13 protein-coding genes and 1 pseudogene are annotated in these 15,078 nt (G+C 71.0%); 9 read left to right on the top strand and 5 right to left on the bottom strand.

The window, feature by feature from the left end:
• Window positions 1-32: 32 nt before the first annotated feature.
• On the bottom strand, window positions 33-875 hold the full coding sequence (locus tag OG453_RS36315; RefSeq protein WP_266872796.1) for a TIGR02452 family protein: 843 nt from the start codon (window positions 873-875) through the stop codon (window positions 33-35).
• Between the two features lie 247 nt (window positions 876-1,122).
• Here OG453_RS36315 and egtA point away from each other — a divergent pair, with 247 nt between their 5' ends.
• From egtA to egtD, 4 genes are read left to right on the top strand one after another with little or no spacing between them, the layout of a single operon-like run.
• Entirely contained in the window at window positions 1,123-2,472 is a 1,350-nt protein-coding gene (egtA, locus tag OG453_RS36310) for an ergothioneine biosynthesis glutamate--cysteine ligase EgtA (RefSeq protein ID WP_266872795.1), read from the top strand.
• Entirely contained in the window at window positions 2,469-3,821 is a 1,353-nt protein-coding gene (egtB, locus tag OG453_RS36305; protein ID WP_266872794.1) for an ergothioneine biosynthesis protein EgtB, read from the top strand. Before egtA ends, egtB begins: the two co-directional genes overlap by 4 nt.
• Complete coding sequence (egtC, locus tag OG453_RS36300) at window positions 3,821-4,576, top strand: ergothioneine biosynthesis protein EgtC (protein WP_266872793.1); 756 nt, start codon at window positions 3,821-3,823, stop codon at window positions 4,574-4,576. Before egtB ends, egtC begins: the two co-directional genes overlap by 1 nt.
• Window positions 4,573-5,535 (top strand): L-histidine N(alpha)-methyltransferase, encoded by a 963-nt coding sequence (egtD, locus tag OG453_RS36295; protein WP_266872792.1) that lies wholly within the window; start codon window positions 4,573-4,575, stop codon window positions 5,533-5,535. Before egtC ends, egtD begins: the two co-directional genes overlap by 4 nt.
• A 348-nt stretch (window positions 5,536-5,883) precedes the next feature.
• Here egtD and OG453_RS36290 read toward each other — a convergent pair whose 3' ends face one another.
• Both OG453_RS36290 and OG453_RS36285 read right to left on the bottom strand, forming a co-directional pair.
• Entirely contained in the window at window positions 5,884-7,128 is a 1,245-nt protein-coding gene (locus OG453_RS36290) for an extracellular solute-binding protein (RefSeq protein WP_266873259.1), read from the bottom strand.
• 161 nt (window positions 7,129-7,289) lie between these two features.
• A pseudogene (locus OG453_RS36285) lies at window positions 7,290-8,090 on the bottom strand (glycoside hydrolase family 16 protein); the annotation flags it as partial.
• 384 nt (window positions 8,091-8,474) lie between these two features.
• Here OG453_RS36285 and OG453_RS36280 point away from each other — a divergent pair.
• Together OG453_RS36280 and OG453_RS36275 are read left to right on the top strand one after the other, a co-directional pair.
• A complete protein-coding gene (locus tag OG453_RS36280; RefSeq protein WP_266872791.1) occupies window positions 8,475-9,263 on the top strand; it encodes a GntR family transcriptional regulator in 789 nt (262 codons plus the stop codon).
• Window positions 9,264-9,312: 49 nt separating this feature from the next.
• Window positions 9,313-9,534: a dodecin gene (locus OG453_RS36275; protein WP_266872790.1), complete on the top strand. Its 222-nt coding sequence runs from the start codon at window positions 9,313-9,315 to the stop codon at window positions 9,532-9,534.
• Window positions 9,535-9,561: 27 nt separating this feature from the next.
• Here the strand turns inward: OG453_RS36275 and OG453_RS36270 are convergent, their stop codons facing one another.
• Both OG453_RS36270 and OG453_RS36265 read right to left on the bottom strand, forming a co-directional pair.
• The gene (locus OG453_RS36270) at window positions 9,562-10,050 is read right to left on the bottom strand and encodes a hypothetical protein (protein ID WP_266872789.1); all 489 of its coding nucleotides are present in this window, start codon (window positions 10,048-10,050) and stop codon (window positions 9,562-9,564) included.
• 20 nt (window positions 10,051-10,070) lie between these two features.
• Window positions 10,071-11,030, bottom strand: a complete 960-nt coding sequence (locus OG453_RS36265; protein WP_266872788.1) for an SMP-30/gluconolactonase/LRE family protein — start codon at window positions 11,028-11,030, stop codon at window positions 10,071-10,073.
• A gap of 108 nt (window positions 11,031-11,138) precedes the next feature.
• On the opposite strand from OG453_RS36265, the gene OG453_RS36260 reads away from it, so the two are divergent.
• The 3 genes from OG453_RS36260 to OG453_RS36250 are packed head-to-tail and all read left to right on the top strand — an operon-like array spanning window position 11,139 to window position 15,076.
• Entirely contained in the window at window positions 11,139-11,624 is a 486-nt protein-coding gene (locus OG453_RS36260; protein ID WP_266872787.1) for an Lrp/AsnC family transcriptional regulator, read from the top strand.
• Window positions 11,621-12,634, top strand: a complete 1,014-nt coding sequence (locus tag OG453_RS36255; RefSeq protein WP_266872786.1) for an LLM class flavin-dependent oxidoreductase — start codon at window positions 11,621-11,623, stop codon at window positions 12,632-12,634. Before OG453_RS36260 ends, OG453_RS36255 begins: the two co-directional genes overlap by 4 nt.
• 42 nt (window positions 12,635-12,676) lie before the next feature.
• On the top strand, window positions 12,677-15,076 hold the full coding sequence (locus OG453_RS36250; RefSeq protein WP_266872785.1) for an excinuclease ABC subunit UvrA: 2,400 nt from the start codon (window positions 12,677-12,679) through the stop codon (window positions 15,074-15,076).
• Window positions 15,077-15,078 lie beyond the last annotated feature (2 nt).

Raw genomic sequence — 15,078 nt, 5'->3', positions numbered from 1 at the left:
TTGAGCCGCTACGGCCGACGTTGAACCGCTCGCTACGGCCGGCGCTGATCCGCCATGTCCGCGAACGCCCGCTCGAAGGCGGACCGCGTCACCGCGCCGCGCGTGCGGTCGAGCACCCCGAAGACGATGTGCTCGAAGGCCCCGTGGAACCAGCCGCCCTCGTCGAGCTGGACGCGGAAGGCGTCCGCCACGTCCACCGGGTCGTTCTGGAAGACCCCGCAGCCCCACGCGCCGAGCACAAGCCGCCGGTAGCCGCAGGCCAGCGCGGTCTCCAGGACCCGCTCGGCGCGGCCGAGCAGGGCGTCGGGCAGCTGCCCCGCACGCTCAGGTGTCTGCCGTCCGACGACTCCCGCGTTCGGCGCCGCCGACGTCAGGAAGCCCACGGTGTACGCCTCGTCGAGCAGCCGTCCGCGGTCGTCGCGGAAGACCGGGACGGCCGGGGAGTGGATGACGCGGTCGCTGTAGAACGGGTCGCGGTGGGCCCGGTGGTAGTCGTAGAACTCCCGGGCCGACCGCACGCACGTGTACAGCGCGGAGGCGCGGCACAGCGCCTCCTCCTGGGCCTGGGCCCCGTTCAGATAGCCGCCGCCGGGATTGCGCGCGGAGGAGAAGTTCAGGACGGCCACCGGGGTGTCTTCCCTGGTGGCGAGCCTGTGCGCCGCCTCCAAGCTGCTCTCCGCTGTGACCTCGACTACCGTGGAGCTCGGCTCGGGCAGCGTCACGCGCACCGCGGCGGGTCCGAACATCCGCGTGCCGGAGCGCGCGGCGTCCACCGCATGCGCGATCACCACGTCGCGGCCACCGGCAGAGACATACCGGCCCGCCGCGACGATCTCCTCGGTCTGCTGCGCGATCCCGCGCAGGCGGGCACTCATACCCGCTCCCCCGCCCTGTCCCCCGACTCGTACATGAACGCATGGTGAGCGGTTCGCATCGTCCGCCGCAACAGAATTCCCTGGCGTCGACTCGACCCCAGGGGCACTCTTGTGCGAACGGCCGACAAGGTCTTGGGTAGGACGGAGCGTTCCGGCTCAAGACCAACTCGGTCCACCCCACATCGAGTTGACCGGGGTGGTCCGCAACCGCCTGACCAGGCGGAACTGTGAACAGGAGGACCCCTGCATGCCCGAGGGCGACTGTACGACGTACCGCGCGAAGTACGGCACCGCGGTATCCGAGGCCGAGGCGGAGGCGCTGGTCAGCGGCATCTGCTTCAAGACCGGACCACCTCGCGCCACCGGTGTCGAACTGGAATGGCTGATCCACGAGCCGCACCGGCTCCGAACGCCCGTGTCCACCGCCCGCCTCGAAGCGGCCTACGCCGCACTGCGGGCCCTGCCCCTGAACTCCCAGATCACCGTCGAACCAGGTGGCCAGCTAGAGCTCAGCTCGCTCCCCGCCGCCTCGCTCATGGAGTGCGTATCGGCCGTGTCGGCCGATCTGTCCGTCGTACGCGACCGACTGGAATCCCTGAATCTGGCCCTCACCGGCATCGGCGCCGATCCATGGCGCCCGCCTCACCGCATCCTGCACCGTCCGCGCTATGACGCCATGGAGTGCTATCTCGACCGCGCGGGCCCCGCTGGGCGGCGCATGATGTGCTCCACCGCGTCCGTGCAGATCTGCCTGGACGCGGGGCACGAGGAGCCGGGACCGCTCGGCTACGGGCGGCGCTGGCGGTTCGCGCATCTCCTTGGCGCCGTACTCGTCGCCGCGTTCGCCAACTCGCCGCTCCAGGACGGCCGTGCCACCGGCTGGCGGTCCACCCGGCAGGCCGTGTGGGCCGCCATCGACCCGGGGACGTCCGCCGCGCCGCCGATGGACGCGGAGCCGCGGGCGGCCTGGACACGGCACGCCCTGGACGCGCCGGTGATGTTCGTCAGGGCGCAGCGGGACGACGTCGACTGGGCCGTCCCGGAAGGGCTGACCTTCCGCGCCTGGGCGCGTTCGGGCACACCGCGCCCGCCCACTCGTGAAGACCTCGACCACCACCTGACCACCCTCTTCCCGCCCGTACGCCCCCGCGGCCACCTGGAGCTGCGGATGGTGGACGCCCAGCCGGGCGATGACGGCTGGATCGTGCCGCTCGCCGTGACGAGCGCGCTGTTCGACGATCCGCAGGCCGCCGAGACCGCGTACCGCACGGTCAAGCCGCTGGCCGAGCGCGCCTGCCCGCCCGGTGCCCCCGCGGCGCCGCGCAGCCCGCTGTATCTGGACGCCGCCCGGCATGGGCTCGCCGATCCCGAGCTGCGCGAGGCCGCGGCGGCCTGTTTCGCCGCCGCCGTCGACGCGCTGCCCCGGATGGGCGCCAGCACGGCGGTGCGGGACGCGGTGGCCGCGTACACCGAGCGTTATGTCGCCCGGGGCCGCTGCCCGGCCGACGACGTGCTCGACCGGCACCGTGCGCAGACACACGACCGTGACCATGAGCCCGTTCCCGAGAACGAGCACGAGAAGGGCAGCCTCCGATGACCGGAACCGTCAGCGACCCCGATTCCCTTCGGGAGCGCGCCCTGGCGGCGCTGCTCGCCGCCCGGGACCGCACCTCGCTCCTGACCACCTGTGTCGAGGACCCCGAACTGACCGCGCAGCACTCGCCGTTGATGTCGCCGCTGGTCTGGGACCTCGCGCACATCGGCAACCAGGAGGAGCTGTGGCTGCTGCGGGCGGTGGCAGGCCGTGACGCCATGCGGCCGGAGATCGACGGTCTGTACGACGCCTTCGAGCATCCCCGCGCCGAACGGCCGACCCTGCCGCTGCTCGCCCCCGCCGAGGCCCGCCGTTACGCGGCCGAGGTGCGCGGGCGCGCCCTTGACGTCCTGGAGAGCACGCCGTTCCGCGGTTCGCCGCTGACCGACGCGGGCTTCGCGTTCGGCATGATCGCGCAGCATGAACAGCAGCACGACGAGACGATGCTGATCACCCATCAGCTGCGCTCGGGGCCGACGGCGCTCACCGCTCCCGACCCCGCTCCCGCGCCGCCGTTCACCGGTCCTTCCGAAGTCCTCGTCCCCGGCGGCCCGTTCACGATGGGCACGTCCACCGAACCGTGGGCGCTGGACAACGAACGTCCGGCGCACCACCGTCTCGTCCCGCCGTTCTTCATCGACACGACGCCGGTGACCAACGCCGAGTTCCAGCGCTTCATCGCCGACGGCGGCTACACGGACGAGCGCTGGTGGGCTCCCGCGGGCTGGGACATGGTCCGGGGCAACAAGCTCTCGGCGCCGCTGTTCTGGCGCCGCGACGCCGGGCAGTGGCTGCGCCGCCACTTCGGGACGGTGGAGGCCGTGCCGCCGAACGAGCCGGTCCTGCACGTCAGTTGGTACGAGGCGGACGCGTACGCCCGCTGGGCGGGCCGGCGGCTGCCCAGCGAGGTGGAGTGGGAGAAGGCCGCCCGGCACGACCCGGCGTCAGGACGGTCCATGCGCTACCCGTGGGGTGACGCGGACCCCACGCCCGAGCGCGCCAACCTGGGCCAGCGCCATCTGCGGCCGGCTCCGGCGGGCAGCTATCCGGCCGGTGAATCGCCGCTCGGCGTACGCCAGTTGATCGGCGACGTGTGGGAGTGGACGTCGAGCGACTTCCTGCCCTACCCGGGCTTCGCCGCCTTCCCCTACCGCGAGTACTCGGACGTGTTCTTCGGCGGTGACTACAAGGTGCTGCGGGGCGGCGCGTTCTCCGTGGACGAGGTGGCCTGCCGGGGCACGTTCCGCAACTGGGACCATCCGGTGCGGCGGCAGATCTTCTCCGGATTCCGCACGGCACGTGACGCGGGTCCGGCGGGGACCGGGCCCGGCGGCCCGGCGGAGGCCGTCTGATGTGCCGTCACCTCGCCTACCTGGGCCCCCAGGAGCCGCTCGGCAAGCTCCTGGTGGAGCCCGAACACAGCCTGTTCCGCCAGTCGTGGGCGCCCCGGCAGCAGCGCTACGGCACGGTCAACGCCGATGGATTCGGGGTGGGTTGGTACGCCGAAGGCGATCCCGAGCCCGCCCGCTACCGCCGTGCCGGTCCGATCTGGGGCGACCGGTCCTTCGCGGACCTCGCCCGGGTCGTACGGTCCGGTGCCCTGCTCGCCGCGGTGCGGGACGCGACCGTGGCGGGTGCCGACGGGGAAGCGGCGGCGGCGCCGTTCGCCGCCGGGGCCTGGCTGTTCAGCCACAACGGCGCGGTGGCGGGCTGGCCGCGGTCCCTCGCCCCGCTCACCTCGGGCCTGCCGCCCGCCGAACTGCTCTCGATGGAGGCGCGCTGCGATTCCGCGCTGGTGTGGGCGCTCGTCCTGCACCGGCTGCGCGGCGGTGACGACGAGGGACAGGCCCTCGCGGACACCGTCGTCGAGGTCGCCGAGGCGGCCCCCGGATCACGCCTCAACCTCCTCCTCACCAACGGCGAGACGATCGCCGCGACCGCCTGGGGCGACACCCTCTGGTACCTCACCGAACCGGGCCGCCGCACCGTCGTGGCCTCCGAGCCCTACGACGACGATCCGCACTGGCGTCAGGTCCCCGACCGCACGCTGCTCGCCGCGAGCCGTACCGATGTTCTGCTGACCCCGCTCAAGGAGCCCACCGAGTGAGCCCGTTCCTGCTGACCCGCACCCTGCCCGAGGACGCCACCGACGCCGCCCTGCGCGCCGACGTCCTGCAAGGCCTCACCCGTACGCCCAAGACGCTGCCGCCCAAGTGGTTCTACGACGCACGCGGCAGCGCCCTGTTCGACGAGATCACCACGCTCCCCGAGTACTACCCGACACGCGCCGAGCGGGAGATCCTGCAGACACGCGCCGCGGAGATCGCCGCCGTGACGGACGCGCGCACCCTCATCGAGCTGGGCTCGGGCTCGTCGGAGAAGACCCGCCACCTCATCGACGCGCTGCCCTCGCTGCACACGTACGTCCCCGTGGACGTCAGCGAGAGCGCGCTGACCGGCGCCGCGAACACGCTCCTCGCCTCGCGCCCTGCTCTCGACGTACACGCCCTGATCGCCGACTTCACCCGCGGCCTCGCCCTGCCCGGCACGCCGGGCCCGCGTCTGGTGGCCTTCCTCGGCGGCACCATCGGCAATCTGCTACCGGCCGAACGCGCCGCCTTCCTCACGTCGGTACGTGCCCTGCTCTCCCCCGGTGACGCGCTGCTGCTCGGCACGGACCTGGTGAAGGACGAGTCGGTGCTCGTCTCCGCGTACGACGACGGGGCGGGCGTCACGGCTGCCTTCAACAAGAACGTCCTGACCGTCATCAACCGCGAACTGGGCGCCGACTTCGACCCCGACGCGTTCTCGCACGTCGCCGTCTGGGACCGCGAGCACGAGTGGATCGAGATGCGGCTGCGGTCGCGGGCCACGCAGACGGTGAAGATCCCGGCGCTCGACCTGGCGGTCGACTTCGAGCGGCACGAGGAGATGCGGACGGAGGTCTCGGCGAAGTTCCGGGAGGACGGGGTGCGGGCGGAACTGTCCGCGGCGGACCTGAAGCTGACGCATTGGTGGACGGATGAGAGGGGCCGCTTCGCGTTGTCGTTGAGTGTGGCGGGGTAAGGGCATTTCCTTTCCCCAACCCCACCCCTTCCCGAAACTTTCCGGCTGCGCCAGCCGCGAGGTGGCCGCAGATCACCGCCTTCGGCGAGTTCGTCCTCAAACGCCGGACGGGCTGAGATGTTGGGGTGGGTGGGCAGCTGCTGGGATTCGGGCGGGTGGGTGGGAGACTCGCCGCGAAGCGGCGCAACGGCGGCGCGGCCGACGACGGCGCGTCGCCAGGCTGGGGCCGCTGCGGGGCAATCGGGTGGGTGGGCGGGAAAGATCCGCCGCGAAGCGGCGGTCTAGAACGGGGTTCCGGGGGCGGAGCCCCCCGTTTCGGGAAGGGGCGGGGTTGGGGAAAGAGACTCCTCACGGCCCGCTCACGTCCAGCGCCCTGGTGATCCGGCGGGACGCCAGCCCCGCCTCCACCGCCGCCTCACCCCCGCCCAGCACCTTCGACATGTACGCCTTGATGGGATTGTCCGCCTCCACGGCGGCCCACTTCGGGGAGGCCGGAGTCGCCCGACCCCGCGCCGCCCCCGCGGCCATCGCCGCGACCCCCGGCTCATCCGACACGGCAGAGGCCAGCGTCGTCTTGTTCGGCACGTAATTCATGGTCCGGGCAAGCTCCGTCTGCCACTTCTTCCCGGCGAGCGCCTCGATCACGGCGACCGCACCCTTGCGGTCGCCGGTCTTGCCGCGCACCACGAGATCGGACCCACCGGTGAAGACGGCCCCCGGCCTGCCCGCCGTCTTCCCGGGGATGGGGAAGTAGCCGAGCTTCCCCATCAGCTTCGGATTCTTCTCCTCGATCGCCCGCACCGTCCCCGGCACGGCGACGATCTGCGCCACGTCACCCCGAGCGAACACCCCGGCCTGCGGCGGATGCTCCTCGTCCGCGTCTCGGGGGCCCGAACCCAGCGCCTGGAGCTGCCGGTAGAACTCCATGCCCCGCAGCGCCGCGGGCGAGTGCAGGCTGCCCCGCCACACCCCGTTCGTCTCCTTGGCCAGGTCACCGCCCTCGTCCCAGATGAACCCCGACAGGGTGTACCAGTCCTGGCCCGCCAGGTAGATCCCCTGATTTCCCCCGGAGTTGAGCCGCTGCGTATCCGTGAGCCACTGCGCCCGCGTCTTCGGCGGCTGCTCGATCCCGGCCTGCGCGAAGAGGTCCTTGTTGTAGATGACGACGCGGTTGGCGGCGTACCAGGGCACGCCGTACTGGCTGCCGTTGTACCGCCCCGGCTCGGCCAGACCCGGCAGCCAGTCCTTCATGCCGAGATCGCGCGCGGACTCCAGGGTGAGGTCATGGAGCCCGCCCTCGTCGACGTACTGAGCGACCTGCGTGTTGCCGACCTCGATCACGTCCGGGCCGTCCTCGGCCTTGAGCGCGGCCTTGACCTTGTCACCGATGCCGGTCCATTCCTGGATGCGTATCTCCAGGTCGATGTCGCCGTGCTGCTGCTCGAAGTCCTCGGTGAACCGCTTGATGAACTCCGCCGAAGCGCTGTCCTTCATGAACCACACGGTGATGGTCCGCTGCTCCTCGTCCCCGCCGGGCAGGACGCCGCATCCGGGGAGCAGAGCGGTGGCGGCGAGGACGAGGGACAGGGACATGGCGGTGCGGCGGAGCGGTTTCACGTCGGTCACTTTCTGCCTGCGGACAGGGGAAGGTCGGCCCGACGTGGGGGTGAGCTCCAGGCTCGAACGGGTATGGCTGGATTTTGGTCTGTACCAATGGGTCGGTCAAGGGGGTCACGGCACCGGGATCGGCCGAATCAGCCGCCGGGGACCGTGTCCTCGAACGTCGTGCCCGCGCCGCGATAGGCGCCGACCCGCTCCTTCACCTGGTCCGGCGTCAGGACCTCGTCCTTGACGTGCAGGACGTAGTCGACCTGCTGGTCGTAGGCGCGGGGTGTGGTGCTCGACTGTCCCGCGAGGTCGATGAGCCACTGATTGAAGTTGATCGACATGGGCCGTTCCGGCAGGTACTTGGCATCGTGTGTGCCGAACAGCTGCCCGTCGACGTAGTACTTGATGGCGCTGTCGTCGATGGTGAACACGACGTCGTGCCAGCCCTCGTAGCTCTGCCGCACCTCGGTGTGCTGGTTGACGGCTTCCCACGGCTCGGGATTGAAGGTCTCCCAGGAGGTGGCGTAGAGGATGTCGGCGGGCTCGCCCCAGCCCCCGTTGGGCAGATACTCGAAGTCGTACTCGGAGTAGTCGTCGGCCATCGGGGACTTGAGGTCGTTGATGGAGAAGAACGCCTGGACGAGATGGTCCCCGTCGGGGCCGGACTTCGGTACGTCGGCGTATTTCACGCGGGCCGCGTAGGTGCCGTTCTTGAACTTGACCGCCTTGGTGAGAATCTCGGTCTGCTTCGTCGACTCCCCCGTGCCGGCGGTCGAAGTCTCCAGGTTCATCACGGAGTTGCCGTCCGCGGCGCGGAAGGTGATGTTCTCGGGCGCCCAGGTGGCGCCGGGCACGCCGGGGCCGCCCGCGTTGGAACGGATGCTCCAGCCGTGCTCGGAGATCTTCGGGTCGGTGTGACCGGCGTAGTCGAAGTCGTCGAAGAGCGTCGCGGCGGCGGCCGCCGGGGCGGTGCCGTCCGGAGCGGTGTCGTCCGGGGCCGCGGAGGCGGGCAGCGCGGCGGGCCCCGCCAGGCCGAGGCCGGCGGCGGCTGCGATCGCCGTCGCGACCGCGACGGTTGTCAGCGGCCGGGAGGTCACTCTGAAGCGGTGTCGGTTCATCGACCTGGTTCCTTTCGGAATGCCGGGGGCGCTCACCGCTCCCGGCGTGGGGGGGGAGGTGCGGCACAACGACACGACGCGGGCTTGACCAATTGGTAAGGTGACCACTCGCGAGGACTGAAGGTGGCATAGACCAATGGGGGCGTCAAGTCCCTTGGCGCGGGCGGGAGTTGTGGACACGACCCACCCCTCCGCCGGAACGGGACGGCATCGATGGACTACCAAAGAACCGCCCCCGGCGGCATGCTCAAGCGCGAGCGCGTGCGCGAGGTCCTGCTCGACCTGATCGAGACCCGCCGGCCCGGCGACGCGATCCCCTCCGAGCGCACACTCTGCGCCGACCTCGGTGTATCGCGGCCGACTCTGCGGGCTGCCGTCGACGACCTTGTGACCTCGGGACTTCTCGTACGCGAACACGGGCGCGGGATGTTCGTGGCACCCGCCAAGGTCACCCAGGAGCTGATCTCGGCGAGCCGCCCGCTCACCGCACCGCAGGCTCCGGGCGGCTGGTCGAGCCGGGTGGTGGAGTTCAGCACCGTCCGGGCCGGGGCACGGACCGGCCGCAAGCTGCGCGTCTCCCCCGCCGCCGAGATCGTGTACGTGGCACGGCTGCGCCTCGTCGACGGCGAACCCATCGCTCTGGAGCATCTGCACATTCCGGCCGCGCTGACACCGGGGCTCACCCCCGAGCAGATGGAGTCCGGTTTCTACGCCCATCTCCGCGAGGTCCGGCACATCCGTCCCGCCCACGCCGTGCAGTCCATCGAACCGACGGTGGTCACGGAGGCCGAGGCGCGGCTGCTCGGCGTGCCCGAGCTCTCCCCCGCGCTGCTCTTCGACCGGATCACCACGGACACCGAGGGCCGCCCCGTCGAGTATGTGCGCTCCCTCTACCGCGGCGACCGCTACCGCGTCGCCTCCCGGCTCGCCCTGGGCGCGGCCGCCGAACATCCCGCGCCCACCGCCTCGCGCACCGCCGCGTGGTGGGGCACGGTGGAGTGACGTCACCCCACCGCTGTGACGCCACCGCACGGAGGAGAGGAACACCCTCATGTCCGACCACACCTACCGGGTCACCGAGATCGTCGGCACCTCGCACGAGGGCGTCGACCAGGCGATCCGCAACGGCATCGACCGCGCCTCGCAGACCCTGCGCTCCCTGGACTGGTTCGAGGTCACCCAGGTGCGCGGCCATATCGAGAACGGGCAGATCGAGCACTACCAGGTGGGCCTGAAGGTCGGATTCCGCCTTGAGGACGGCGACAGCGCCTGAGGCCTGCGGGGCACGCCCGTCAGCCGGTCACGTCCGCCCCTCCCGCTCCTGGGCGTCCTTGAGCGCGGCGGACGTGCTCGCCCAGCGTGCCCGTACGACCTTGAAGCCCGCCCGCTCGGCCTCGTCGCACACCAGCTCGTCGTCGTCCACGAGCACGCGCACCGCACGCTTCTGCGCGATCTTCTGGAGAATCTCCAGTTTGGCGCGGCGCGCGGGCCGCCGGTCGTCGTTGCGCCGCATCCAGATCCGCCCCTCGGGCAGCCCCTGCGCCGCGAGCCACGCCACGGTGTCCTTGCGGCACCGCTCCGGCCTGCCCGTCAGATAGACGACCTCACACTCCTGAGCGCTCTCCAGGGCCAGCGCCACACCCTCCGCAAGCGGCGGATCCTCCGGGGCGGCGGCGAAAAAGGCGCCCCAGTCGCGCGGCTTGCGCTCCAGGAACCGCTGCCGGTGCGCGGTGTCCGCGAGGGTGCCGTCCAGATCGAATACGGCCAGTGGCCTGCTGTCTTCCGTCACGCGCACAGCCTAGGCAATGCTCACCGAGGCCCTGCCTTCAACCAGGGGTGACGCCCGGGTCCGGCCGGGTGGGTGCCGGTGACTCCCATGACCACCGAGTAGAGGGTGGTTTCGGCGGTGATGAACAGGCGGTTGCGCTTGGCGCCGCCCCAGGAGATGTTGGCGACGGTTTCCGGCACGTTGAGACGGCCGATCAGTGTGCCGTCGGGGTCATAACAGTGCACGCCGTCATCCATCGCGGCTGCCCAGAGCCGACCGCCGTCGTCGAAGCGCAGGTTGTCGAAGCGGGCGCCTTCACGAGCTGCGGCTTCGGCGAAGACCTTGCCGTCGGACAGGGTGCCGTCCGCGGTGACGTCGAAGACCCGGATGAAACCTGCCCGGGTGTCGGAGACGAACAGCTGCCGCTCGTCGGCCGAGAAGACCAGACCGTTCGGGGCACCGAAACCATCGGCGACGAGCCGCACTTCGCCGGTGTCCGGATCGATCCGGTAGACGTTGTTGGCGCCGATCTCGCTCTCGGCCCGGTAGCCCTCGTAGTCGCTGGTGATGCCGAAGTCCGGGTCGGAGAACCAGATGGAGCCGTCGGACTTCACCGCCGCGTCGTTCGGGCTGTTCAGCCGCTTGCCCTGCCAACGGTCGGCCAGCACCGTGACCGTCCCGTCGTGCTCGGTCCGGGTGACCCGGCGGTTGCCCTGCTCGCAGGTGATCAACCGGCCCTCGCCGTCGAGGGTGTTGCCGTTGGTGTGCCCGGCCGAGCGGCGGAAGACGCTGACCGCGCCGGTCTCCTCGTCCCAGCGAAGCATCCGGTCGTTGGGTATGTCGCTCCAGATCAACTGCCGCCAGGCGGGCAGGTAGATCGGCCCCTCGGCCCAACGGCAACCGGAGTACAGGACCTCGAGGTCGCTGTCACCGTTCATGCACCGCCCGGATCGGAACCGGTCGTCGAGCATCTCGTACAGCCCAGGGCCCTCGCTGCTCATGAGGTCCTCCCTCTCCTAGAAGCATCACTTGTGCGAATCTCATTCGGCTCAGGGCTGAGATTGCAGGATGAGATACGGTCGATGCAACAGGTATCCGAATGGAGAGTTGTGGATCACATCGATCGCGTCCTGCTGGCCGAGCTCCAGCAGGACGCCACCCAGCCCTACGCCGCATTGGGACAAGCCGTCGGCCTGTCCGCCGGCGCCGCTCATGAACGGGTACGCAAGCTCCGGGAGCGCGGTGTCATCCGACGCACCACGGTCGAGGTGGACCCGGCCGCGGTGGGCGGTGCCGTCCTCGCGTACGTGATGGTCGACTCGACCTCGTGGATGGGCGATTCGGCACAGGACTTCGCCGCACTCCCCGAAATCCTGGAGGCACACGTCATCGCCGGCAGCGCCTCGGTACTGGTGAAAGTGCGGACCGCCACCACTGAGCAGCTACAGGACGTCCTGCGCCGCCTCTACGCCATCGACGGCGTCAGCGGCACGCAGGCCACGGTGGCCCTTGAGACCTTCTTCGAACGGCCGCTCTCCCCGCACCCCGCGCCCGGCGGGAATCCTGGCGGCGCTCAGGCGTTGAACCTTCCGTGAGCTCAGTGATCGAAGCAACCCGGTTCTCCGTCCTCGACCGATCCCGCACCCGTGAGGGGCACGACGGCCCCGAGGCCCTGCGCGACACCGTGCGTCTCGCCAAGGAGCTCGAAGGGCTCGGGTACCACCGTCTCTGGGTGTCCGAGCATCACGGCGTGCCGGGTGTGGCCGGTTCGGCGCCGACCGTGCTCGCGGCGGCCGTCGCGGCGGCGACGCGCACCATCCGGGTCGGCACCGGCGGTGTGATGCTGCCGAACCATCAACCGCTCATCGTCGCCGAGCAGTTCGGGGTGCTCGAAGCGCTCTTTCCCGGGCGCATCGACATGGGGCTCGGCCGCTCGGTCGGCTTCACCGACGGGGTGCGCAAGGCGCTGGGGCGGGACAAGCACAACGCCGAGGACTTCGCCGCGCAGCTCACCGAGCTCCTCGGCTGGTTCCGCGGCACGTCCGACACCGGCGCGCATGCCCGCCCCGCCGAGGGCCTGACCGTCCCGCCGTACGTCCTGGCCATCGGCGAGGGCGCCACCATCGCCGCGCAGGCCGGGCTTCCCATGGTCATCGGCGACATCCGGAGCCGCGAGAAGATGCTCCGCGGCATCGACCACTACCGATCGTCGTTCCGGCCCTCCGTCTGGTCGAGCGAGCCGTACGTCGTCGTCTCGGGCACCATCGCCGTCGCCGAGACACCCGAAGCGGCCCGCCGCCTGCTGATACCGGAAGCCTGGTCCATGGCGTACTCGCGCACGCACGGCACCTTCCCGCCGCTGCCCCCGGCCGAGCGCGTCGAGTCACCGGCGATGACGATGACGGAGAAGGAGCGCGGGTTCTACGCATCCGGGCTCCAGGGCCACATCCATGGCACGGAGGAGCAGGTGGCCGAGGAGCTGGAAGTACTGCTCAAGGAGAGCGGCGCGCAGGAAGTGCTGGTCACGACCAGTACGTACGACCGCGACGGGCTCCTCGACTCCTACCGGCGGCTCGCCCGGGTCGCGGGTCTGGCCGCGGCCTAGAATCTTGGGGTTTGCCCCCGAGCCGCGTACGGAGTCCGCCCCATGCACAGCCCCCACGATCCGTTCGTACGTGTGCGTGGTGCGCGGGAGCACAACCTCCGCAACGTGGACGTCGCCATTCCGCGCGACGTCATCGCCGTCTTCACCGGCGTCTCCGGCTCGGGGAAGTCCTCGCTCGCCTTCGGCACGATCTACGCGGAGGCCCAGCGCCGCTACTTCGAGTCCGTCGCCCCGTACGCCCGGCGGCTGATCCACCAGGTGGGCGCGCCGCGGGTCGGCGAGATCACGGGCCTCCCGCCCGCCGTCTCGCTCCAGCAGCGCCGGGCGGCGCCCACCTCCCGGTCCTCGGTGGGCACGGTCACCAACCTCTCGAACTCGCTGCGCATGCTCTTCTCCCGGGCCGGCGACTATCCGCGGGGCGCCGAGCGCCTCGACTCGGACGCCTTCTCGCCGAATACCGCCGCCGGGGCCTGCCCGGCGTGCCACGGCCTGGGCCGCGTGCACCGCACGAGCGAGCAGCTCCTCGTCCCCGACCCGTCCCTGTCGATCAGGGAGGGCGCGATCGCGGCGTGGCCCGGGGCCTGGCAGGGGAAGAACCTCCGCGACGTCCTCGACACCCTCGGCCACGACGTCGACCTGCCCTGGCGCGAACTGCCACAGCAGGACCGGGACTGGATCCTGTTCACCGACGAGCAGCCGGTGGTGACCGTGCACCCCGTGCGGGACGCCGGCCGGATCCAACGCCCTTACCAGGGCACGTACATGAGCGCCCGGCGCTATGTGATGAAGACCTTCGCGGACTCCAAGAGCCAGACGCTGCGCACCAAGGCCGAGCGTTTTCTGGAGAGCGCCGACTGCCCGGCCTGCGGCGGCAGCAGGCTGCGCCCGGAGGCGATGGCCGTCACCTTCGCGGGCCGTACGATCGCCGACCTCGCCGCGCTGCCCCTGTCGGAACTGGCCAAGACGCTCGAAGGCGCGACGGGTTCGGAGGCGGCCCGCGTCCTGGCCGCCGACCTGCTCGCACGGATCGCCACGATCACCGAGCTCGGGCTCGGCTATCTGAGCCCGGACCGCGCGACGCCCACGCTCTCCACGGGCGAGCTGCAGCGGCTGCGGCTCGCGACACAGCTCCGCTCCGGGCTCTTCGGCGTCGTGTACGTCCTGGACGAACCCTCGGCCGGACTGCACCCGGCGGACACGGAGTCGCTGCTCACCCTCCTCGACCGGCTCAAGGCAGCGGGCAACTCGGTCTTCGTCGTGGAGCACCACCTCGATGTCGTACGCCATGCCGACTGGCTCGTCGACGTGGGCCCGCACGCCGGTGAGCACGGCGGTGAGGTCCTGCACAGCGGGCCGGTCGCGGACCTCGCGGGTGTCGCGGAGTCCGCGACGGCCCGCTTCCTCTTCGGGCGCGAACCGGAACCGGTGCGCGAGGTGCGCGCGCCCCGTGGCTGGCTGAAGGTCGGGCCCGTCAGCCGCCACAACCTGCGTGAGGTGACGGCCGAGATCCCGCTCGGCACCTTCACCGCCGTCACCGGTGTCTCCGGCTCGGGCAAGTCCACGCTCATCGGCGAGATCACCGAGGAACTCGAGGGCGTGGGGCGCCTGGTGTCCGTCGACCAGAAGCCGATCGGCCGCACGCCCCGCTCCAACCTCGCCACCTACACCGGCCTCTTCGACGTCGTGCGCAAGGTCTTCGCGGCCACGGACGCGGCGCGCGAGCGAGGCTACGGCGTGGGGCGCTTCTCGTTCAACGTCGCGGGCGGACGGTGCGAGACCTGCCAGGGCGAGGGGTTCGTGAGCGTGGAACTGCTCTTCCTGCCCAGTACATACGCGCCGTGCCCCGACTGCGGGGGCGCGCGCTACAACCCCGAGACGCTCCAAGTGACCTACCAGGGGCGGAACATCGCGGAGGTGCTCGACCTCACCGTCGAGTCGGCAGCGGACTTCTTCGCGGACACCCCGGCGGTCGCCCGCAGCCTGCGGACCCTGCTCGATGTGGGGCTCGGTTATCTGCGGCTCGGCCAGCCCGCCACCGAGCTGTCCGGCGGCGAGGCCCAACGCATCAAGCTGGCGGGCGAGTTGCAAGGGGCCTCCCCTGTTCGAAACGCCCGGGGAAGCGTCCGGCGCGGTCACACGCTCTACCTCCTGGACGAGCCGACGACCGGACTCCACCCGGCGGACGTCGAGGTCCTGATGCGTCAGCTGCACGGCCTTGTCGACGCGGGCCACTCGGTGGTCGTCGTCGAGCACGACATGGCGGTGGTGGCGGGCGCGGACTGGGTGATCGACCTGGGCCCCGGCGGCGGCGAAGAGGGCGGCAGGATCGTCGCGTCCGGCCCGCCGGCGGTCATGGCGGGGGCGCCGGGCAGCCGCACGGCGCCGTATCTGGCACGGGCGTTGACGCCCGACGGTTCCGGTTGGTCCGCACCAACTCCTTGACG

This window comes from Streptomyces sp. NBC_01381 (assembly GCF_026340305.1).
In the GTDB taxonomy this organism is placed as follows: Bacteria; Actinomycetota; Actinomycetes; order Streptomycetales; family Streptomycetaceae; genus Streptomyces.
The sequence above is the reverse complement of the archived record's forward strand: the minus strand, read 5'-3'. Positions and strand labels throughout refer to the sequence as shown.